Source organism: Eubacterium sp. MSJ-33, from assembly GCF_022174665.1.
GTDB lineage: Bacteria > Bacillota > Clostridia > Lachnospirales > Lachnospiraceae > Coprococcus_C.
Map to the genome: position 1 here is coordinate 1729970 of NZ_CP076562.1, position 22714 is coordinate 1752683.

Annotated in this window: 19 protein-coding genes; 3 read left to right on the forward strand and 16 right to left on the reverse strand. The window is 39.7% G+C overall.

Going from position 1 to position 22714, the window contains the following annotated elements:
- Positions 1–92: 92 nt before the first annotated feature.
- Both KP625_RS08195 and KP625_RS08200 read right to left on the reverse strand, forming a co-directional pair.
- Positions 93–1910 (reverse strand): S8 family peptidase, encoded by a 1818-nt coding sequence (locus KP625_RS08195; RefSeq protein ID WP_238297174.1) that lies wholly within the window; start codon positions 1908–1910, stop codon positions 93–95.
- Between the two features lie 70 nt (positions 1911–1980).
- A complete protein-coding gene (locus tag KP625_RS08200; RefSeq protein WP_238297176.1) occupies positions 1981–4524 on the reverse strand; it encodes a YfhO family protein in 2544 nt (847 codons plus the stop codon).
- A 260-nt stretch (positions 4525–4784) separates the two neighbouring features.
- Between KP625_RS08200 and KP625_RS08205 the strand changes: the two genes are divergently transcribed.
- The 3 genes from KP625_RS08205 (at position 4785) to KP625_RS08215 (ending at position 7771) form a co-directional block, all read left to right on the forward strand.
- Complete coding sequence (locus KP625_RS08205) at positions 4785–5738, forward strand: glycosyltransferase family 2 protein (protein ID WP_238297178.1); 954 nt, start codon at positions 4785–4787, stop codon at positions 5736–5738.
- Between the two features lie 127 nt (positions 5739–5865).
- Positions 5866–6786: a tyrosine-type recombinase/integrase gene (locus tag KP625_RS08210; protein WP_238297180.1), complete on the forward strand. Its 921-nt coding sequence runs from the start codon at positions 5866–5868 to the stop codon at positions 6784–6786.
- 205 nt (positions 6787–6991) lie between these two features.
- Complete coding sequence (locus tag KP625_RS08215; RefSeq protein ID WP_238297182.1) at positions 6992–7771, forward strand: hypothetical protein; 780 nt, start codon at positions 6992–6994, stop codon at positions 7769–7771.
- A 59-nt stretch (positions 7772–7830) separates the two neighbouring features.
- Here the strand turns inward: KP625_RS08215 and KP625_RS08220 are convergent, their stop codons facing one another.
- From KP625_RS08220 to KP625_RS08285, 14 genes are all read right to left on the reverse strand, one after another.
- Positions 7831–8910 (reverse strand): bifunctional glycosyltransferase family 2/GtrA family protein, encoded by a 1080-nt coding sequence (locus KP625_RS08220; protein WP_238297184.1) that lies wholly within the window; start codon positions 8908–8910, stop codon positions 7831–7833.
- A gap of 2 nt (positions 8911–8912) precedes the next feature.
- The gene (locus KP625_RS08225) at positions 8913–10781 is read right to left on the reverse strand and encodes a DUF2142 domain-containing protein (RefSeq protein WP_238297185.1); all 1869 of its coding nucleotides are present in this window, start codon (positions 10779–10781) and stop codon (positions 8913–8915) included.
- 540 nt (positions 10782–11321) lie between these two features.
- A complete protein-coding gene (locus KP625_RS08230) occupies positions 11322–11666 on the reverse strand; it encodes a hypothetical protein (RefSeq protein ID WP_238297187.1) in 345 nt (114 codons plus the stop codon).
- A gap of 103 nt (positions 11667–11769) precedes the next feature.
- A complete protein-coding gene (locus tag KP625_RS08235; protein ID WP_238297189.1) occupies positions 11770–12264 on the reverse strand; it encodes a GtrA family protein in 495 nt (164 codons plus the stop codon).
- A gap of 9 nt (positions 12265–12273) precedes the next feature.
- A complete protein-coding gene (locus KP625_RS08240) occupies positions 12274–13356 on the reverse strand; it encodes a DegT/DnrJ/EryC1/StrS family aminotransferase (protein ID WP_370641342.1) in 1083 nt (360 codons plus the stop codon).
- 27 nt (positions 13357–13383) lie between these two features.
- Entirely contained in the window at positions 13384–13938 is a 555-nt protein-coding gene (locus KP625_RS08245; RefSeq protein ID WP_238297191.1) for a GNAT family N-acetyltransferase, read from the reverse strand.
- Positions 13935–14864, reverse strand: a complete 930-nt coding sequence (locus tag KP625_RS08250) for a glycosyltransferase family 2 protein (protein WP_238297193.1) — start codon at positions 14862–14864, stop codon at positions 13935–13937. Before KP625_RS08250 ends, KP625_RS08245 begins: the two co-directional genes overlap by 4 nt.
- Before the next feature lie 15 nt (positions 14865–14879).
- A complete protein-coding gene (locus KP625_RS08255; protein ID WP_370641344.1) occupies positions 14880–15329 on the reverse strand; it encodes a sugar 3,4-ketoisomerase in 450 nt (149 codons plus the stop codon).
- Between the two features lie 11 nt (positions 15330–15340).
- A complete protein-coding gene (locus KP625_RS08260; RefSeq protein WP_238297194.1) occupies positions 15341–16714 on the reverse strand; it encodes a hypothetical protein in 1374 nt (457 codons plus the stop codon).
- Between the two features lie 14 nt (positions 16715–16728).
- On the reverse strand, positions 16729–17271 hold the full coding sequence (locus KP625_RS08265) for a hypothetical protein (protein ID WP_238297196.1): 543 nt from the start codon (positions 17269–17271) through the stop codon (positions 16729–16731).
- 143 nt (positions 17272–17414) lie between these two features.
- Positions 17415–18908 (reverse strand): CAP domain-containing protein, encoded by a 1494-nt coding sequence (locus KP625_RS08270; protein WP_238297198.1) that lies wholly within the window; start codon positions 18906–18908, stop codon positions 17415–17417.
- Positions 18909–18933: 25 nt separating this feature from the next.
- Complete coding sequence (locus KP625_RS08275; protein ID WP_238297200.1) at positions 18934–20355, reverse strand: hypothetical protein; 1422 nt, start codon at positions 20353–20355, stop codon at positions 18934–18936.
- Positions 20356–20394: 39 nt separating this feature from the next.
- Entirely contained in the window at positions 20395–20919 is a 525-nt protein-coding gene (locus KP625_RS08280) for a hypothetical protein (protein ID WP_238297201.1), read from the reverse strand.
- Positions 20920–20954: 35 nt separating this feature from the next.
- Complete coding sequence (locus KP625_RS08285; protein WP_238297202.1) at positions 20955–22709, reverse strand: phospho-sugar mutase; 1755 nt, start codon at positions 22707–22709, stop codon at positions 20955–20957.
- Positions 22710–22714 lie beyond the last annotated feature (5 nt).

Sequence of the window (22714 nt, forward strand, 5' to 3'; positions counted from 1 at the left end):
TCCTTTATGATACCCTTTTTTTCTCCTTTTGTCCAGATGTAATACATATCTGCCCATACCGAACGCGTCATCCCCCCACATCAATCTATCTTCTATTCACGCAGTCGTTCAAATGCACGAGCCACATCCAGCACGCCCCATCCCCATGATGGATTTGGATATGCAATATCCATAACCTTTGTTGTTCCTCGAATCAGAATCTGACGGATAACTTCTGTGTTCATGCCATAATTATTCCCCTGTACAACACCCCATTGCAATAACAATGCCGCTGCTCCAGCCGTAAGCGCTGCCGCAACACTCGTACCACTTCGCCGTACAAACAATGGTCTTTTTCCCGTGCCTCCGGCAAACGCACCGAAAACCTGCACTGCCGGTGCCGCAAAATCCGGCTGAATTCTGCCCTTCCGCGTGTACCCCCGGCTTGACTCTAAATATAGAGAATTATCCAGATGATTATAGCCTGCCACAGTAATCGTACCCCGTGCATTTGCAGGCGCACATAGAATCACTTCCGGGTCCGGACGTGAAAACCGCGTTGCTCCGGTTAAAAACTGCCGGATTGGCAGCCACGCATCATACCCCGCCGGAAAACCATTGTAATTCTCTGTCACCTCAATTCTCCAGATGCCTGCAGCGGGACGTTCAAATCGCAATAAAACAAAAGGATCTCCGGAATTATTCTCCACCACCACGCTCTCTGCATACAACACGGTTCCTTCATAGAGATATGTGATCATCCCGGAAGAATCCCGGTTTGGCTGCAGCCGGTCAAACCGCTGTCCGGTCGGGGATTGTACGACAATCTGATACAGACTTGGCGCTCTGCCCCAGATCTCCATACAAAAACCGCTATTTTTTCCCTCCACATAGACTTCCATCACGCTTTGCACAGTCTGATCTCCCATAGCAGGCCGCGGTTCCGTGTGACCGGAAAAATGTCCCCCTGCCCCCAGTTCATTTCCCGCACTCCCCACAACACAGATTCCCGGCAATGTCACGATCGTATCCAAATACAATTCCAGATTCAGATTCCCATTGTGGTCCCCCTGACTACTGCCAAGTCCCAGACAGATTACGAGCGGTCTTCCAAGTTCATATGCCTTGTTGATCAGGTACTTTACTCCTAGTATGATGTCCGCCTCCGAATAACACAAAACATCATCCGGTATCAGGAAGAATTCCCGCAGCCTCCTTTTGGCTGGTTTCAGCTTTACCATCAGGATCTCCGCCTCTGGCGCAACACCTGAAAACACTGTCTCTTCATCCGCATAGAGATTTCCCGCTGCCACAGACGCAAGAAATGTGCCATGTCCATTTTCATCCCTGCTTGGAACTATCATATACGGACTTTCTGCCAATACAGCCTGATTCAACACCTGCTGCGTATATTCCCTGCCATATCCAAATATAGGTCGTGTATCCGCCAGCAAAGCATCCGATTCAAGCTCCCACATATTCTGCGGTAACTCGTACGCTTCCTGTGTCTGATCCCAGATTGCAGCGACACGGCAAGTCCCATCGGCATGCCGAAACAGCGGATTCGCAAAATCAATTCCTGTATCGATAAACCCAATCAGCACATCTTCCCCGTACAGAGCTAACCCCGATAAGTTCCGCACAGGATTGACGCCGATTGCCTGTAATGCCGATGTATCCATAAGTCCAAAGCATTTCGGAATTCGGTCATACCCGATTCGGAACAATGTATCTGCGGCAAGTGATGTACCAGCGCCATCATATGCACTTCGATACCCAACCAGGAACTGACTGTTGATGATCGTAACACAATCCGGGTTCAGGATCTGCATCTCCCCCGCCAGATTGTTATCATATTTGACAAGGAAATCCAGCACATCTTCATCATAGACATACGCGCCACAGTCTGAATCATACAATCCTGTATCCATCCTGCCTCCTTACCACGCAAAAATCCCCTCAGCGCATTGTATGCTGAGGGGATTTGTATTATACAGATTTCTATTTATTTTTTCTTTTCTCCATCCATGTTATGAACACCAGCATTGCGATACCGAATATCGTAACAAGAATGCCTTTCATTAAAGCCGGAATGTGATACGTCATCTCGATCACATTTTCCCCTTCTACCAACGGAATTGAAGTCATCGCTGTCGCGAACGGCTGCACCGATGAGATTTCTTCCCCATTTCGTTTAATCGTCCAACCATCTGAAACCGGAACAGACAGGAATAAGTTCTCGCCCGCCTTCGCATTCACCGTACATGTGACATGCCCGTTTTCAATCGTAAGTGCCTGTACTTCGTTTGCCTGAATCTTCGCAGACGCCGCTGCCAGCGCATCCAGATTCAACGCATAAAACTGCTCATCTGCGATATTTACCAATCCCTGATTATCCTTGTAGAACACAGCCACTTCCGTCTCTTCAGGATCTACTTCAATATCAAAGGCTCCTCGTGTCAGCCATGCCGAATAATGGAAACCGTTCGTACCAACTTTGCCGACAGTTGCATCGGTATAACCATAAGTGCAAATATTTCCATACAGTGCATAATTCCCCTCAGGCACCGTCAAATGATAGGTCCGTACATTTTCCTCCGTCTCTACCACTGGAGTCAGGCGGGTATATAACGTCTCCGTCTCGCCAGTCAATGCACTGTAAATGGCATTCTGATACTCAAATACATTTGTAAATCCCAACTCTCCCTGTTCTGTGTATGTGAATGCCATCGGGAGACAGTACGGATTTTCATATACAGATTTGCCATTTGCCTCCGCAATCGTATCAATCCGTTCGAGTCCCGGATACTGCCGCTCTGCAATCACATATTTTACCCCTAGGAACGAATCCGATGGCAGGATGGAACCTGCAAGCGCATTCAATCTGGCACCATGTGATGGATATCCAAGATGATCCAACAATTCGAGCTGCCGATTGTCCGGGCAGGATGTATAGCCTGTATTACTCCAGTAATTATATCCAAATGATTCATCCAGATGGGCATTATTCCTCCGCTCACTCGTCTGCGAAATACGATATGTTCCATCATCCAGCTTCCGCAAAGCCGCCAGTTGCTCATCTAACGCCTCCACATAAGTCCGATAATGAATGCCCTCATCCAGCGAATAAATTCTTGCAAGATAGATTCCATTGATTCCAAGCTCGCTCAGCACAGACACCATCATCACAACAGCCAGAAGCTTCTTCCATTTTCCTTCCGCACGGAAATACAGATACACCACAACGCCGGTCACAAGAATAAATGTAACCGTAAATATCCGCTGCAACGGTGAATACTCCTGACGGGAAGCCAGAGACAAACCATAGATTATCACATATCCAATCGCCACAAGGAAGTATCGAAGCTTCGTATCCGCTTTTGAAAACGACAATCCCGCGACAAATACCAGATACATAATGGATACATATGAATACCGATACCAATAACTCTCTGCTGTCTTGAGCAGTGAGAAAAGAAAATGTGTCGGCGCATAAAAGTACATAAAGATTGCAAATACCAATCCAATTGCAACGATACATTTTTCCTTGCATTTATAATTCCGGTTAAAAAAGAAGGAAAGCACACCTACCAGCACAAGACTTCCTGCAAAAAATGATACCTGAGATGGTGCACTCGTTCCTCCTATCGTATAATTCCGAATCGGCGAAAACAATTGTGCATTGAATGTATCAGAAAGCATGCCCCAGTCAAATGCATTTCCGCGTCCATTTCGCAGATCAATAATCGATGGCAGGAACAGCACCGCACTAATGCATACACCAATCACCATCGCAACACCATACCGCACGACTGCAAGGATTGTTTCCTTCCATGTCACTTTCTCGTGACACATATGAATCAAATATTCTCCCAAAAAGAAAAATGCAGACCACAGACAGTTAATGCCTCCCGTATACCAGTTAAATAATATCGAAAGTGCAACCGGAATGGCAAGTGGCGCTGTCTTCTTTTCCTCCACTAACCGATATACGCCAAGCAGGATCAAAGGCAGCAGATACACGCCATCCATCCACATGATATTGGCGCCCTGTGCCAATGTATACTGCATCATACCATACGAACAGGCAAGCAGGCAGGTCATCACTGGGCGAATGCTGTCCTTGAATCGTACCTGCAGATAATAACAAGCGGTCGTTGACGCCAGTGAAAGTTTGATTGCCAGAAGAAACGAAAAAAAATACTGGAACTGCGACTGCTTAAAAAATACAACCAGTACACTAAGCGGACTTGCCAGATAATACGAATAGATACCTATCGACGTATTACCAAGTGTGTTCGACATACTGTATTTCAGGCTGTTCTTGCCAAGCAAAACGTCCCGAAAATATGAAAAGAAATCCATATACTGGATATCCGCATCCTCCCATGCAAGCGTTCTCTCACCAAAAGGTACTACATGCATAACCGCATATATAATGTACATACAAACAAACGTGATCAGAAAGGATATCATACACAGCAAAAAACGTTTCTTCCGGCTGTTTTGTCCTATCTGATTGCTCTTCTCCCGCATCTTCATCATCCTGTGAAACTCCCTCCACGATATCTATATTTATATTTTGATTGCTATCTCTTACAGTGTCAATCTGTTTTATTTTACCATTCCATCCTGCATTGTGCAAGGAACCCACTTTCTTTTCCACATTCTTTTTTCGCAAAGTCTCAACAAAATGGCAGCGGATGGTTGCATTCTTCTACGCAGAATGATAGAATTTTCTTATTATGAATATCTGGATAAATGCAGGTCCATTTGAAGCTGCAGACATAAGAAGGAGAACCAACGTGAATACAAAGAAAATATCTATTATCGTGCCTTGTTACAACGAGGAAGCAGCAATTACCATCTTCCACCGGGAAACAACGGCTGTTATGCATACCCTCGATTACGACTATGAATTGCTGTTCATCAACGATGGATCCAACGATAACACATTACCAATCTTAAAGCAGCTCTGCGCAGATGATCCGCATTCGAAATATATTTCTTTCTCCAGAAACTTCGGCAAAGAAGCTGCCATGTATGCCGGTTTCTGCAACGCCAGCGGAGATTATGTAGCGGTCATGGATGCTGATATGCAGGATCCGCCAAGCCTGCTGCCAGAAATGATAACCTATCTTGAATCCGGCGAATATGACAGCGTTGCTACCCGCCGGGTAACACGCGAAGGCGAGCCACGTATCCGTTCCTGGTTTGCCCGCCAGTTCTACAAATTAATCAATCATATCTCAGAAGCAGACATCGTTGACGGTGCCAGAGATTTCCGTCTGATGAAACGCGAGATGGTCGATGCCATCGTCGCCATGTCCGAAAACAATCGATTTTCCAAAGGAATCTTCGGCTGGATTGGTTTCCGTACCTACTGGCTCCCATACAAAAATATCGAGCGTGTCGCTGGTGAAACCAAATGGAATTTCTGGAAACTGTTCAAATATGCCATCAGCGGAATCGTGAACTTCTCCGAGGTTCCGTTAAGCATTGCATCTTACTTTGGTTTTACGATGACTTTCATCGACTTTATCTTTATCGTGTTTATCATCGTACGTAAGCTCTGCTTCGGCGATCCGGTATCCGGCTGGGCATCCACTGCCTGCATCATTATCTTCATCGGTGCCGTTCAGTTATTCTGCATGGGTGTCATGGGACAGTACATCGCAAAGACCTATACAGAATCCAAAAACCGACCACACTATATTATTTCGGATTCGAATAAAGATGATGTGAAGAAAGTGAATTAATTAAAAAACGTCTCCCTCTTTTTGATATAGATTGCAATGCAGGTGTATTTCAAAAAGAGGGAGATTTTTAATGTTTTCCTCCATGTTATAATTCTTAATACAAATTTAACACAAAGGAGAACCTACTATGAATGATTTACAAATTTGCATCAAAAACTATTTGAATTACTGCAGGTATCAAAAACGATTAGACGAAAAAACCTTAAAAGCATACCGTATAGACTTACGACAATTTTGCGAACAAAGCCACAATTCCAATCCTGTAGAACTTAACGCCACAATTATAGAAAGTTATATCACAAAACTTCATCAACAATATGCGCCTAAAACTGTAAAGCGAAAGATTGCCTCATTAAAAGCACTCTTTCATTACATGGAATATCGTGAAATCATAAACCAAAATCCCTTTAATAAATTACAATTAAAATTTCGCGAACCTCTCATACTTCCCAAAACGGTTCCACTACACACCATAGAATCATTATTAAATACAATGTATAAGCAATATTACAATGCTGTTAGTAACTGTAAAAAAAGGAGGATTCTTCGCGATATCGCCGTCATAGAACTACTTTTTGCGACAGGAATCAGAATCTCAGAACTATGCACAATACCATATATAAATATGGATCTTCAAAATAATGTCATTGTAATCAAAGGAAAAGGTGCAAAAGAACGACTAATACACATATGTGATACGCATGTCATTGCTGTAATAGACAGATACGCCGCTGAATATGCAACTGAAATCCACGCGTGTGGATACTTTTTTGTTAATAACACAGGAAACCGCTTATCCGACCAATCTGTACGTGATATGATAAATAAATATTGTCGTACCGCAAATATTCAGCAGCATATCACTCCCCATATGTTCCGGCACTCTTTTGCCACATTACTTTTAGAAGAAAATGTTGATATCCGCTATATCCAAACCATGCTCGGGCATAGTTCTATACACGTTACAGAAATATATACTCACGTCAACATGTCTACACTAATACGAACACGGACTCTATGCCATAATAACATACCAATGCAGATATAGGGCTGGAAAGAGCTTTTGTAAAAACGCCTCAAACTCGAGGTACGCTAATTCTTATTATTTTTAGAAACTGGTATCACATCATTGACTAACGCACAAAATTTTAGTAAAGTGCTGGTAATTAGATGTTTTCTAAATAACATCAATCCATTCAATAAAATATACAAACCGTCATCAAAATACACAATAAAGCGAGGATTATCATAATATGAATAAACAAAAGCGCCAGAAAATCAACAAATATACAGTCTTTTTACTCCTAATTTTGGTAATAACTTATATAATAGGAACTTTATTTTATTCAAGACTTACAAATAAAATCATAAATATTATGACCCCAAAAACGCAAAAAAATTTTTATGTTGAATTGACCATAACTAGTGACTATGGTGATTTTCCAAAGAATGCATCTGCAAATGAAGCATATATAACACCATTAGCAAAATCAATTGCCGCTTTGCTTATAATGATAACTATACTGATATTCGCTTACTACTTTATTTCTAAATTTTATAAAAAAAATAAACGATTCATGGGGATTAATAAGATTGTAAAAATAATCGAAATTATTCTTATTTTTACTGGAATATTTGTGTTTATATATAAATTTAATTCCTTAGATAAAACATACGGAATATATAAACAAGATCTTCAACAAGACTCAAATTTGGCATACTATGAAGTTAAAAAATTGCCTTTTATTGTTGACTATTTAGAAAATGCTAACATTGGTATACTGGGAAAAGTAAAAATGTTTTTTATTACAAACTCAAATAAAGTTGTGCATGTATTAGAAATTATCATAGCAATTAGCGGAGCTTTATTATTGCCTTTAAAATATAGTGTTAATTTAGAAAATAAAATAGTTGAAACGGAAAAGCAAGAAAAAGTATCAAATGATATAAGAAGCCAAGTAGGCGATATTACAAAACATGAATTAAAGAAATGGCAACCAAATGCAAAAAATAAAGATAACCCGAATGAATAAAATAGATTCTTCTATGGGATATGTCTCTCCTTCCATCACGTTCAAGATCGTTTTTCTTACTATTTCCTCTTAAATATATATTTTTGTTGTATATGATAACTGATAAAGAACAAACTGGTATCCACAATTATTTTAAATACAATCTCTGGCACTATAGAAAAGCACTTCACCAACAACGTTACCAGACCTGCGCTAAGGCTCATCTGGATAACAGCTAACATGAAATATTTTCCACCTGACTTGCCTACAGATTCGCTGCTCCTAAATACAACTTTATAGTTCATTATATAATTGTATATTGCCGATACAACTCTTGCTGATACTGTTGCAATTGCTATATAGACATCCGGAAAACCTGCTTTCAACAGATGACATAATAACGCAAACAATGCCAGATCAAGAATACATGATGATCCGGAAGATAATATATATTTAAAGAATTTACCACCTAATATCTTATATATCTTAATGGAATCCTTTATCGGATGAAAGTGCGTCTGATGGTTCTCCTCCGAATCATAAATTGTTTCGATTGGGATCTCCAAAATATCGTATCTGCCGGCAGACTCAAGAAGCATCCGCATTTCAAACTCAAAACGTTCCCCTTTGACATCTAACAATTCCCGCATAAATTGCCTTGGAATACCACGCAACCCCGTCTGCGTATCTGTAACATGTACTCCCGAAACGTATTTAAATACCTTCTCTGTCACAGAATTTCCAAATCTGCTTTTCCACGGAATCCCCTCGCCATCAAATTTACGAACGCCTAAAACTAATTTATTTTCATTCTGAATTAATGCCTGTATTACTTCGTTGATGTTCTTAGGCGTATGTTGTCCATCCGAATCCGCTGTAACAACACCAACCGCATCCGGATAATGCGATAAAACATAATCAAATGCTGTCTTTAATGCCCTTCCTTTTCCCTTGTTTACTTCATGAACAAGAAGCTCTCCACTGAATTTTTTTATCAATTCTTCTGCCTCTTCAAAAATAGGATCATATTGTTCCGAACTGCCATCATTCACAATGATTACCGGGCCAATATTCTGATCATTTAGATTTTTAAGTAACTCCGGCAATCGTTCATCCGGTTCATACGCCGGAATTATAATTGGTATATTTTTCTTCTGCATTTTTATCTCACCAAATACGTTCTAAGTAAATAATAAATCACTATCATTGATAATGCCACAAACAACAAGATACTTTTCTTTTTGACTGCAAGCTGCTTCTGCTCGTTCGCGAAACATCCATAGAATACAGATCCTTTGGTTGCCGGTAACAATAGCAAAATCAAAATTGGCAAATAATATCTTCCCTGTAACCCACCAATCGTTGTGGATCCCTTATTGGTCCAGCTCAGCAGCATCATCGGTGTAAATATCAGTGTTAAACAAACGGTTAATATACATAAGCACTTATCTCTTTTATTCAATGATATATCATCTTTTTCAACAAGTGCATAGATACATATGGCTGCAACCATCATCAAAACCAACAAACTAGGCACAACCGGCTCTAACCATCCAAGTTTCGTTCCAATCATGTTCAAGGTAAGCTCATTCAGATCATTTAAATATGTAGCTGTAAGCATTTTAAAATAGCCAAATGGATGCTTATATGCAAAGGAAGCCGTCATTTTCTCTGTGCCTTCATACCCTAACTGGAAAAATGTCTGTCCAATTTGTAATATTTTATCAAACAACAAAACAGAGACTAGTCCTGACAGACTCACGCTTAAGATCGCCTGTAATTTCTTCTTTTTCTCCGGTATGCCCAGCAATACCAAAACCATAGGCAGCATCAGTAGATATCCCCCGCCCTTCACAGCACCAACAAGGAAAATCCAGACAATCGTTTCTATTAAACGACACTTTGAATTATAATCTTTACTCAAAGCAAAAATGTTCGCAACGAAATTCAACGTTGTTATTAATACCATGGAATCATATGAAAACGAACCACTTACCATCAAGGATGTTGGTAATAAAGGTATCAAAAAGAATATACTTTTCCCGACCGGTGTAATCTTTACTGCATGATAACAAGCCCATATATAAAACGCCGTAATAAACAGTCTTGCAAGATAGATACATAAAATCGAGCTTAATCCAAACACTCTCCCGATTGTCAATCCCAGTACCTGAGGCCAATAATTAATGACCGAATAATATTTCATCCGCTCCTCATGTATCGGCATATCAACTCTGCTCGTGTCACTTGCACGCACTGCAAAATTATATACCTCATCCACATAAGACTGCATATTGGGATTTTTCTCTCCCTCCGTTATGTTCCAGATCTGGTTAAACGTATCTCTATCTTCTGCTCTCCCCAGCCATTCCTCGGTCTTGTCATATCCTAATAGTCTATTTGAGATCCTGTATGTCGCCATATAATGTGCCGTCGCATCCGGTATCGTCCAAGGCGGGAACAAAATCAGATAAATCAACGATATCGGAACAGCTATCAGTATAAATACTTTATGTAGCTCCAGATCATATTTTGAATATATCCATGCAATCAATGCATACAAAACAACACATACACCAATTACAAAAACAGCTATATATACTCCCAGATTTGAACCTTTGACAGCTTCAATATTCAAATATTTCGTTTCACCCTGCAGCTTAATCCAAATGAATATATTTTCACCCATGTTGGAAATATTTACAGAATATTGCCCTAAGTCAAATCCCGCAGGCGGCTCCAATTTTATAGCTGCCCTGCCGGTTCGAGCGTCTGCAATCAAATCATTTTCTGTCTTATTACAGGTATAATATACTTCACCATTTGCTTTTTTTACTACAACATTTATATTAAATGTCGTTGCATTTTCCAAGAATATCTCCATATAATCCACTCTACATCTCTGGATTACAAACGGATACTCCTTTACTTCATTTGCCTGTATCTCCTCGATTGTCCCATTTGTATCAAACGTATGAATGGACACTCTTTTATTAACACGTCCTATCAGATCAAATGACACTATAATCATAATTAATATTATAATTATTGATGGTATGATTATTTTACTTGGTTTTATATTTTGCTTTTTCTGTTCCGTGTTCAATAGTTTTTTCTCCATTTACTAAAACAACAATGGTGTAGTGACTTCCATCGCTAACATAGATGACCAAACCGCAATACAAAACATAAGTACAACCAAATATGTCACTATCACCTTCACATTATCTTTTTTTATATTTCCCCTAAATTTCTTCCAATCGGTATTAAAACAAATATTAAACAATATATAAAAATATATTCCAAGAGAAAATCTATATTCAACTGCTCCTGGGATTATTAATAAGGACGGAACAAAAACTGGTATCAATAGCCATAAATATTTAGCATTTTTGTAGCTCCTGGAGATTATTAAATATACTCCCAAGAACAGAATTGAAACTCCCAATATTCCAAATGGCCATTTTAATGAATCCAAATTTTGTACATACACTTGTGGCCAACATGGGAAAATAAAATTCACCAAATGTCTGACATATATTGCAATAACATCAAATGGATAATGAATAAATTATTTAATATAATCTCCCCATGTTGAAAATGAACTCAACCCTAATTTATTTAAGAAAAGCAATGCTGCACATACACAAGCCAATGCCATAAAGTCTGATAAAGGAAACGCAATTGTCCCTGCAAACAATATTCCAATCATTACCACCATTACAATGACTTTAATATTGAATTCCTTATCATTTTTATATTCTACATTTAATCCTTTTAACAAAGAGAGCAAAATCACACTCATAATTGCAGGATTGACAATATACCATGCCAATCTTCCACCTATACTATTTAATTTAAATCCTCCATTCGAAAGAGTGCATCCTCTTAACCAATAATCTGCGACATCGTACATCCATGGAATAGATCTAAACATCATCTCTATCAAAACGAAATAGAAATAACAAAACAAAAACAATAAGAACCCGCAAGCTACCGATGAATGTCTCTTTATCTCATCATTCTCCTCTCTTCTGTCTATACGCCCAAAATTTATTCAAACAAAAGTTCATCGGAATCGTAAATATCATATTAATAAATGGCGCAATTGAAACTGCCAGACTCTCTCTGCTCATTGTTAATCCTATATTGGATAGCCAATGAACCGCCGTTCCCAGATACTGCTCTATATGAATTACATTCAACCACAAAATCAACAACAGTTCTGTAACTACTAAGCCTGAAAACATGTATGTCACATATGTTTTTATCAATACTTTCCACCACACACGATGTTCCCCATCCGCAGATTCTTTAAAAACAAATTTACTCTGTAGCAAATAAGCAACAAACACACTTATCACAAATCCCCATACATTCGAAAAATGATAATTCATGTGCAGTACATGATAACATAACGAATATACCGTATAACTGACAATCGTATTACAAAGTCCTACCATAGCAAACTTCACAAACTGCCAAAATGTTTTTTTCTTTTTTGTCTCACTCATTACACAATCCTAAAATCCATTCATTGCTTCTATTACATAATCCTGTTCTTCCAGAGTCATTCCGTTATACAACGGAATTGACAACACTTCGTTTGCATATTGCTCTGTGATCGGGAAATCTCCAGTTTTGAACCCCAGATATGCATATGCCTCTGACAGATGTGGCGGAATCGGATAATGTATAATCGTGCCGATTTCCTTTTCATTCAAATAATCTATCAGCTTCTGTCTTTCCTTACAGTGGATCACAAACTGATGCCAGACTGTAGTTGCTCCTTCCCTTACAACCGGAAGAACAAATTTATCGTTCTTTAATTTATCCAGATACCTGTCACATAACTGTTGACGCTCATCCGTCAACTCCTGCAGATGAGATAATCTCACACGTAAAAGCCCTGCCTGCATCTCATCTAATCTGGAATTTGCGCCGACCACTTTATTATAATACCGTTTCTCGCTACCATAATTCCGATACATCCGCATATCTGCTGCTATCTGCGCATCATCTGTGACGATAGCTCCAGCGTCCCCAAATGCTCCCAGATTCTTAGATGGATAGAACGAAAAGCATCCGATATCGCCAAAGGTACCTGTCATCTTACCATCAAAGCATGCACCATGCGACTGCGCACAATCTTCTACTAATCGAAGATTATACTTCTTTACAATCTCCATAACCTGTACCATATTAGATGCCTGTCCATACAGATGTACAACCAGGATTGCCTTTGTTTTATCCGTGATTTTCTCTTCAATCTTAGATGCATCAATATTGTTATACTCATCCGGTTCTACAAAGACCGGTGTTGCACCATTGATTGTAATACCCATAACGCTGGCAATATATGTATTTCCCTGTACAATAACTTCATCGCCCTTCCCGATTCCAAGCACGCGAAACGCGAGCCACAAAGCATCTAATCCACTGGCTAATCCAACACAGTACTTTGCCCCTGTGTATGCAGCAAACTCTTCTTCGAACGATTTCACTTCATTTCCAAGTACATACCAGCCAGAGCGCAAAACCTCCAGCGCTTTCTGCTCAAATTCCTGCTGATACATAAAAAAACCTTTATCCAACCTATTCGGCATAATCTTCATCACAAGCACCTCTTTTTGCTATAGTTTCACTTCTCTTAGATCTCCATGCATCTGAAAGAACTGTTCCTTACCCATTTCCATTTCTATTTCAAAACCTCCATTTACAAATGGATGTTTTCCCTTCGCCCGGAATCCGACTCTCGAATAACTTATTTTCGCCGAAATATTATCTTCATGAACATCTAATAAATACTTTTCAATACCTAACTTTTCAAATCCAATATACATCGCAAGCAAGAAAGAATGATACCCTATTTTTCTTCCCCTTGCATCCTTATCGCCCACTATGATTCGCCCGATTTCTGCTTGATCCTGTTCAATGTTATAGATTCCAAGCGATCCAACTAACCGGTTTAATTCCCCGATTTCTTCTATCGCGAGCGTAACCGAATCGAGCGATGCACATTCCGTAGCATACCATTTTTTCTGCATATCCGATGTGATTTCCCCGATAGGGCGGAGAAATTTTCCTAATGCCGCATCATTTCTCCATCCACGTAAATATTCCAGATCTTCTTCTTCGATTGGTCTAATCCTTACATTTTTATACTCCGCAACTACATTCAATCTCATTTTTCTTTTTTATTTTCCTCTTCAACTATATATGGTGGACGGTTTCTGGATGCGTCAAATGCACGCCACAGATATTCTCCCAGAATACCTAACGTAAGCATGATAACTCCAAAACTGAACAGATTAAAGATAAATAACATCGTCCATCCGGACACAGTTATTGCACCACACAGCTTGCAGATCAAAACCACAATTGCCCATATCAAAGATCCTATAAAAGATATCACGCCAATTGATTCCACCATCGCCACAGGAACGGTAGAGAAGCTGAACAATGTATCCATCACCAAGCGGATTTTCTTCTTCAAAGTCCATTTGCTCGTGCCAATCTCCCTTGCCAACCGTGTATAATATACCACATCCGTTTTAAATCCACTCCACAGAATCTGTCCGGTAAGCGCGCTGTTTCTCTCATCCAACGCCAGTAACACTTCAATTACCTTCCGATCTAACAAATATACATCAAATCCACCCTTTGGCATCGTCGGCAAGGCAGTTTTTCGAACCATCCAATAATACAGATTTGCAAACGCTGTCTGCTTTTTACTTTCTTCCCGTCCTTCTCGCACAGCCAACACAACATTATTTCCCTGCTTCCAGCGATCCACCATCTGCAGAATCAGCTCGGTTGGCTCCTGCAGATCTGCAGCCTTCACCACCGCACAATCTCCACTACATTTTTCAAGCCCACATAAAATTGCCGCATGCGATCCGAAATTCCGTGACAAACTCACGATCTTAATATTATCATCCTTTTCTGCCAACTGTTTCATAACATCGTAGCTTCCATCTTTGGAACCATCATTTACCATAACAATCTCATAATCATAATCGATCACATCAATTATCTTTTTCCTGATATCCTCGTATAGTGGGATCAGGTTGTCTTCATTATAATAAACTGGTATTACGATTGATACTTTCATGCCCTTCCTCCGGATTTATCCATTAACTTCCTTCACATATTCGTCGTAATTACGAATATATTCCGCCGCATCATAATGTTCACTCGCAAGACAAAGCAGAACGGAATCTTCACTAAAATCATACATTTCCTTCCACACCATACTTGGAAGATAGATACCTGTATGTGGACGATTCAAAGAAAAAACAGCCTCATTTCCCTTTCCATCCAGCACTTTTACTTTACTTTTTCCCGACACATTAATCAATACAAACTGTGTTTTACGATTTGCATGTTGTCCTCGTACTACATCTAAATCAGAACCGTAAATATAGAATATCCGTTTGATTTCAAACGGAACATCCTGCATTCCCTCTACGACTACCAAATGACCTCTTTCATCCCCGCGCTGCGGAAACTCCAGCATTGTAACTTCATCTTTTTTCATTTTTTCGCCACTATCCCTTCCTGTAGCATTCTTCTGCATACTTTTTCAAATCAATAAAACCTTGTACCAACCAGATACATCAAATTCAAAAATGCACATACAATCAATCCATAGAAAATATACTTCTCTGCCTGCACTGCACATTCACTGTTATTCACGGTATGATTCTTCGAATATATATGAACTGCCAATACACACATACTGAAGATTAAACATGTATATGTTCTCTCATTCGATGCATATACCGTCGGAGAAAATCCCATCATGGCTCTCGATGCAACCGCCAGAATTGCCAAAGTAAAATCAACAATCATGCCTTGTACATCATCATTCAGCAGGAACAGCTCCACACAGATACAAACCACGATTGCCAAGAACACAAAAAAGGAAGTCATCCCTTTCCCTAACTGTGCAACATCCGCAGTAAATGATCCATAATAATTCGTATCTTCTGTTATAAAAAACAAATATGGAAATACTGACTTCAACGCACCTGAGAATGGTCCAAACAGCAACACTGCCCCTGTTGGGATAAGCGAAATAAACCTGTAAATCGGCTCTTTATATTTCTTCCATACAAAATATGTCATCATGCCGCAAATCACAATGATGAATATCTTACCACTCGCAAACATCCATTTTAATGTTGTTGTGATGCCAATATCGGCCTTATCTACCATATCCAACATACCATATGTCGGGAACCATCTAGCCTGTTCTTCCACATCTCTCGTCCAATTTCCCGGGCATGTCATAATATAAATCATACTGGCAATCGTTAATCCTGTTAAAATTCCAATCCGCCAGTCATACTTTTTGTTTTTTATAATCATGTATACACTTGCAACCACGTAGCAGCCAAGCAGCACAACACACATCTGCTCTGCGTTTGCTCCGTACAGCAGACACAGACAATATAATATAAACTGCCATGGTTTTATCTGCTCCCCGTCTAAAACCTTCTTAATCGGGAGCAATGCCATAACTCCAAATGCCTGAGGTCCAAAATAAGAAGCTGTTGTTGCAATCCATCCGGCTGTTGGCAACGTATCAAAAGGCATCAGCATCATCATCGCAACCGCGAATAATTCAACACGCTTATTCTTCTCTCCAAAGAGCAGCTTCAATGCCTTCAACATGACGAACATACAAACCGCCATATATACAATCAGCGCAATCCGTCCACATTTAACAACTCCCGCCCAGACAAAATCGACTAACTGTCTCGATGACCATGTATAATACTGATCAACTACCCATTTCACTACTCCTTTTACTCCGGGTTCCAGCCATCCAAACATACGGATATCATCGCTTCCGGTCTTTCCCATTGCAATAATAATTCCAAAAAGAATACTGATTAGTGATATCTGAAAATCCGGGTGTGATGTAATTTTTTTGATTGAATATTTCTTCTTTTCCATATACTAATTCTCCCCTAGTTTAGATATTGATTCGTATTGATAATCACTTCTTCTCCATCAATATCGTATAAGAGAAGTATCTGATATTTTTCACCGTTTCTTTTAATTTTGTGTGCCATGATATGCACCGAGAAGCCAGAATTGTCATAATTATTCCCATCATCCAATACAGATGTCGCTTCCGTCCGTGTAGTCATAGTGGTTGGCAGCTTGTAAACTTTTTGTGATGATGTATCCTTTAATAACACTCTTATCGCTGCAACATCCGTAGGTTTGCCTGAGATTGCACACCATCCATCCATCTGTATCTCAAAATAATTCAGATAGTTCATCTGGCAGGATATATTATCAATCTGATAGCGAACTCCCTGTTCCTCTGTTAATGTTTTGATCCCCTGTATATCAATTTCCTTCACCGAGGTTTCATGTATATATAAAAATCCACAAATCAGAATTATAACTCCCATTGCAATACTTACAAATCGAATTATAAATCGTTTTGAATGAAACAAATTATCATCCTGTGGCTTGTCCTGTACTAATTTTTCGTCTGCCATCCTATACCTCCAAAAGAACATATTATTTTATAATCTTAACATTCTGTAAGTATAATTGCAAGAATTAGAATAACTGAAAATAGGCTGTCGCACTAAGTAATTGGTGCAACAGCCCTCTATAACTTCATCAGGTCAGAATTTTCTTACTTTCCTATTCTTCCTTCTCTCTTACCATAATTCATATAATGCAGATAGTATGACTTCAAATTATCCCCATAAGCTCTGCGCAAGTCCGCATAACGTGCCTTATAATTCTTGACATTAAAGGATTCTATTGCCTGGCGGCCTTCCTTCATTCCAAAGTATATAAAATGACGTAACATTGCGGTATCATCCAATCCAAATGCATTTCTCAGATCTGCGTTATGGCTGCTATAATAAGTTCCATTATACACCGCGCTGTAATCCACGCCATTATACACAGTTGTACATCCCTGCATAGATGTCGTACCGGTTGCAACTCTGCCTTCTCTTGCGCCATAGCTTATATAATGCATATAATATGCCTTTAAGTCATTCTTATATACGCTTCTCAGGTCTCCATACTTATAAGCATAAGAATACACATTGAAAGAGCTCTTCGCCTGACGTCCTTCGTTCATTCCATAGTTTATAAAATGACGTAACATTGCGGTATCGTCAAGTCCAAACGCCTGCTTGATATCCTTATATTTACTACAGTAATAAGCCCCATCATATACAGCACTGTAATTAACACCGTTATACACGGTTGTATAATTCTGCATGCTCATCGTGCCTGTTGCAGCTCTGCCTTCCTTGCTGCCATAATTAATATAATGCAGGTAATACTTTTTCAAGTCATTCCCGTACACATGTCTCAAATCCGCATATTTATAAGCATAAGAATATACATCAAAGGAGCTCTTTGCCTGACGGCCTTCTTTCATTCCATAATTCACAAAATGCCTAAGCACAGCTGCTTTGTCTGAACCAAAAGCTGCCTTAACATCCGGATAACGTGTAACATAGTAATCATAATTATAAACAGCGGCATAGTCCACGCCATTGTATATCGTATCTGACACCGGTGTTGATGGCTTCGCTATCTCTACCGCCTGAGCCCCTCCAAACAACTGAACCCAGTACAACGTACCATTATAGTTATAACAGCCTATACCGATACTCTTATATCCTGCTTGAAGTATATTCTGTCTGTGTCCGGATGAATTCATCCATGCTGTCATAACCGCTGTCGTAGATCTATATCCTGCCGCTATATTCTCTCCATATGCCTTATTCGAAACAGTAAAACATGGCGTTCCATCCGGTCTTGTATGAGAAAATGACACCTGAATCTCTGCCGCACGAATCTTCGCAGCATTGAATAAATCTGCATCCATAGCCAATGCATTCAACCCCTGTTTTGCACGTTCCCGGTTCACCATAGCCAGGACTTCATACGCTTTCGCATCATCATACGCTGCAGTCACTGTCATAAGTTCACCAGTCGAGGACTGTTGTGCATCCGTCACTGCATCTCCTTCTGTTGCAACCTCTTCCTGCTCACTCACACTTTCCTGTGCATGCGATGTAACCGGAACAGAATCAAACATCGAAAACACAATCATACATGCAAGCAGAATACCCAATGTCAACTTTAAGCTTCTTCTCTTCATAATACCTCATCCTTTCTTTTGTGCTTCACCTTACTTTAACTTTATCATATTTAGTAACTTTTCTATCAGAAGACAAATCATGTTCAAAACATCCATACATCCACAAATTCCATACTACATGGCAAAGTGTTACATAACGATCATTCGGTGGCGCACCGTCCCCAAGAGAAAACCATGCGCAAATCAACGCACTCATTGCAATATATGAAACTAGTTTTTTCGCATATAAAACAAATCCCGCATCATGTAACGAACTATTTTTCGAAGTCATTAACTTCAAAATTGATAGCACAATTGTAATTGAAAAAATAACAATCCCAAAAAAGAAAATGTAATAATGGTAATATACATCAGTAAATTTTGCTGTCTTTGTTGCCCAGCAATGCAAATTCCAGCCATTATTTGTCTCTGTTTTACCATGATAAGACAAATATGCATTTGTGTGTGGAAAGAAAAATCCAAAGAAACATTTCGCAGTGTCACGCATAACTTTTCCTGCTTCATTCTTCCACACTGTTGCCGCCATCTCACGATACATCATAGATGCGCGCTCTGTTCCAACACGTTCCTCCAGCATCGGTGCCAGATAATACATCACATTGTTATTATGCTCATCGAACTTCATTGCCTCTTCCATAGAAATTGAGTTCTTTATATCTTCACTAAAATCATCATAATTTGCTACCATATTAGACCAAACAACTCGATCAAGCAACACAAAATCAAAATTGGTAGAAACACGTCCATATAATCCCGGCGTCTGCGTTCCCCGATTTATGCCAATTGCCATACATGCAGTAAGAACTACCGTGACTATCACAATTACAAACCGTCTCCAATTCACTTTTTTAATCAGACAAATCACGCTATATACTAACAAATACAGTGTACACGAATAAATTCGGTCTGCACGTACAAGTGTTTCCAATAAAAATGCTGCTGCAAGCAATCCAATATCCACTGCATGAAGTTTCTCACACTTCCATACTTTTCCAATCTGCACAAGAATTACCAGCATAAAAGAAAGTGCCAGGGAATCTGTAAGAAGCGTTAAGTTCAAAAAATTCACAACGGGTATCGTCATAATTCCCAGAGAATAAAATAAGCATTTTCTCCAATCTGCAGGTTTATCTTCACATGAAAGCAAATTCCAGCACACATAGTAAATACTTCCAACGCTTAAGAGAATCTGCCCCATATACACCAGAACCTGAAAAGGCACATGCATTCGATTCCCTATTGCAATCGCCCCCCGCAAAATAAGCGGATACAAAATTGTACGGTACTCGTCAAGTTGCAGAGATTGACTTAGGTTGATATATTCTGTACTATCTCCAAAACATGGAATTGCAGTTATATTCTGAATTAACCATCCAATCCCCATGCCAATCTGAATTGCAATAAACGCATATATAATATATTGAATTCCTCTTTTAATCTTTTGCATCGTATAAGCCTCCACCCATCCCGCTAATATCCAACCTCTTTATTTATCTTGTGAGCATAAAATAGAGTCAATTATCTCAACCGCATATTCCATCTGGTCTTTCAACCACTTAATATTTAAATAAATGTCTATAATTTCCGCAAGTTTTTGATCTGCCTCATCCAATTGATCAATTTTCAGAGTATTACTTGGATATATATCAGATATACCAATACGAATTTCTTCCCAAAAATCATCCTTGTATTTCTGACGCAACTGATTATAAAAAAGTTCAACATAATAATCCTTACAATTGTATGGAGCATTGATGTACCGAACACTATGAATTGTATTACTCATACACTTCAAATAATCTAACCGAGTATTCAAAATTTCATTCCATACGCAACCATTTATAGAATTAATTTGACTGATCCATTTTTCTATTTTGTTTCTTCCACAATAAATGATTCTTATATATTCTTGCTCATCAACACTTGCTAACTCATCCTCATTACGATTCGAAATAAGTAATTCTAATTTTTCCAATTTGAGTTTTTTTATTTCCGTCTCTATCTCGTCCATTATTTTTTTGTTCTTATCTATTAAATAACTCAAATTTATCCCACGCTCTCTTTCATCTCCGCAAGCTTCTTCTCCGCGTCTGCAAGACTCTTCTCATTTACACCAAAATAATATTTGATCTTTGGCTCTGTTCCAGATGGGCGAACCGCCATCCATGCATTATTCTCAAGCTCATAGTAAAGTACATTTGACTTCGGAAGTCCTGTTCCTGTAACCTCACCTGTTGCAAGCTCTGTCCGTGTATCTACAGAATAATCGCGCACGGCTACAACCGGAATTCCCGCGACCTCTGTTAAAGGATTTGCACGGAGATTATCCATAATTGCCTGAATCTGCTTTGCTCCATCTACGCCCTTTAACGTAACGGACTTCGCATCCTCAAAATAGTATCCATACTTCTGATACATCTCGATCATCGCATCGCACAATGTCTCACCACGATCCCGGTAATACGCTGCCACTTCACAGAGCATAACAACCGCACCACATGCATCTTTATCTCTTGTATAATCGCCAACCAGACATCCGAAACTCTCCTCCATGCCATACACATATTTATAAGTATGTTGCTCTTCGAAGAATTTAATCTGCTCTCCAATATACTTGAAACCTGTTAATGTCTCGATAAACTTCAGGTTATATGCATCCGCAATCGCCTTCGGCAAATTCGACGTTACGATCGTGCTGCAGATCGCACCATTCTCAGGCAATGTACCACACGCCTTTCTCTCCCGGCATACATATTCACCCATCAATGCTCCCGTCATATTCGCATTGAAACGTACATATGGATAATCCAGTGTATCCGCTAACTTCGATCCTGCAAATGCCTTATTCGCATCCTTCACATAGATTCCAAGGCGGTCTGCATCCGGATCTGTCGCAAGCACGATATCCGCATCTACCTTCTTGGCGAGTGCCAGAGCCATCGCAAATCCATCCGGATTCTCCGGATTTGGAGACTTAACAGTTGGGAAATCACCATCCGGCTTTTCCTGTTCCGGAACCACATAAACATGTGTAAATCCAAGTCGTTTTAACACCTCCTGTACCGGTACATTTCCTGTACCATGTAAAGGTGTATAGACAATCTTCATTGCATCCGCAACCTTCGGGATTACATCCGAATGAATTACCTGATTAACAAGTTCTACATAATAATCCTCATCCACAAATGCAGGAACCATGTTATAAAGTCCTGCTACAACAGCCGCATCATAATCCATTGAAAGCACCTGATCATAGCCCTCTACCTTCGCCACATGTGCCAGAATATTCTTGTCATGTGGCGGTGTAATCTGCGCGCCATCCTCCCAATACACCTTATATCCGTTGTATTCCGGTGGATTGTGGCTGGCTGTAATTACAACACCTGCCACGCAGCCAAGCTTTCTTACCGCATAGGAAAGCTCCGGTGTCGGGCGAAGCGAATCAAAGATATAGGTTTTGATTCCATTCGCGTTCAGACAAAGTGCAGTTGCTCTGGAAAATTCCGGTGACATCCGTCTCGAATCAAATGCAATTACCACGCCCTGATTCTTTGCCTTTTCCCCAAGTTCACTGATATAATTCGCAAGACCCTGTGTTGCTTTCGTTACCGTATAGATATTCATACGATTTGTACCTGCACCAATTACGCCACGCAATCCTCCGGTTCCAAACTTCAGATCTCTGTAAAACCGATCCTCGATTTCCTTCTCATCACCAGCAATCGCGCGAAGCTCTTCCTTCGTCTTCTCATCAAAATATGGGGCATCAAGCCAAAACTGATATTTTTCCTGATATGTCATGTTCA

What these genes read in the sequence shown, in the direction of transcription:
- KP625_RS08260 (WP_238297194.1), bottom strand. Translation starts at nt 16,714, where the DNA reads ATGGAAAAGAAGAAATATTCAATCAAAAAAATTACATCACACCCGGAT.
- KP625_RS08195 (WP_238297174.1), bottom strand. Translation starts at nt 1,910, where the DNA reads ATGGATACAGGATTGTATGATTCAGACTGTGGCGCGTATGTCTATGAT.
- KP625_RS08215 (WP_238297182.1), top strand. Translation starts at nt 6,992, where the DNA reads ATGAATAAACAAAAGCGCCAGAAAATCAACAAATATACAGTCTTTTTA.
- KP625_RS08270 (WP_238297198.1), bottom strand. Translation starts at nt 18,908, where the DNA reads ATGAAGAGAAGAAGCTTAAAGTTGACATTGGGTATTCTGCTTGCATGT.
- KP625_RS08240 (WP_370641342.1), bottom strand. Translation starts at nt 13,356, where the DNA reads ATGCCGAATAGGTTGGATAAAGGTTTTTTTATGTATCAGCAGGAATTT.
- KP625_RS08285 (WP_238297202.1), bottom strand. Translation starts at nt 22,709, where the DNA reads ATGACATATCAGGAAAAATATCAGTTTTGGCTTGATGCCCCATATTTT.
- KP625_RS08230 (WP_238297187.1), bottom strand. Translation starts at nt 11,666, where the DNA reads ATGTACGATGTCGCAGATTATTGGTTAAGAGGATGCACTCTTTCGAAT.
- KP625_RS08220 (WP_238297184.1), bottom strand. Translation starts at nt 8,910, where the DNA reads ATGCAGAAGAAAAATATACCAATTATAATTCCGGCGTATGAACCGGAT.
- KP625_RS08265 (WP_238297196.1), bottom strand. Translation starts at nt 17,271, where the DNA reads ATGGCAGACGAAAAATTAGTACAGGACAAGCCACAGGATGATAATTTG.
- KP625_RS08275 (WP_238297200.1), bottom strand. Translation starts at nt 20,355, where the DNA reads ATGCAAAAGATTAAAAGAGGAATTCAATATATTATATATGCGTTTATT.
- KP625_RS08235 (WP_238297189.1), bottom strand. Translation starts at nt 12,264, where the DNA reads ATGAGTGAGACAAAAAAGAAAAAAACATTTTGGCAGTTTGTGAAGTTT.
- KP625_RS08210 (WP_238297180.1), top strand. Translation starts at nt 5,866, where the DNA reads ATGAATGATTTACAAATTTGCATCAAAAACTATTTGAATTACTGCAGG.
- KP625_RS08255 (WP_370641344.1), bottom strand. Translation starts at nt 15,329, where the DNA reads ATGCAGAAGAATGCTACAGGAAGGGATAGTGGCGAAAAAATGAAAAAA.
- KP625_RS08280 (WP_238297201.1), bottom strand. Translation starts at nt 20,919, where the DNA reads ATGGACGAGATAGAGACGGAAATAAAAAAACTCAAATTGGAAAAATTA.
- KP625_RS08225 (WP_238297185.1), bottom strand. Translation starts at nt 10,781, where the DNA reads ATGATTATAGTGTCATTTGATCTGATAGGACGTGTTAATAAAAGAGTG.
- KP625_RS08200 (WP_238297176.1), bottom strand. Translation starts at nt 4,524, where the DNA reads ATGATGAAGATGCGGGAGAAGAGCAATCAGATAGGACAAAACAGCCGG.
- KP625_RS08250 (WP_238297193.1), bottom strand. Translation starts at nt 14,864, where the DNA reads ATGAAAGTATCAATCGTAATACCAGTTTATTATAATGAAGACAACCTG.
- KP625_RS08245 (WP_238297191.1), bottom strand. Translation starts at nt 13,938, where the DNA reads ATGAGATTGAATGTAGTTGCGGAGTATAAAAATGTAAGGATTAGACCA.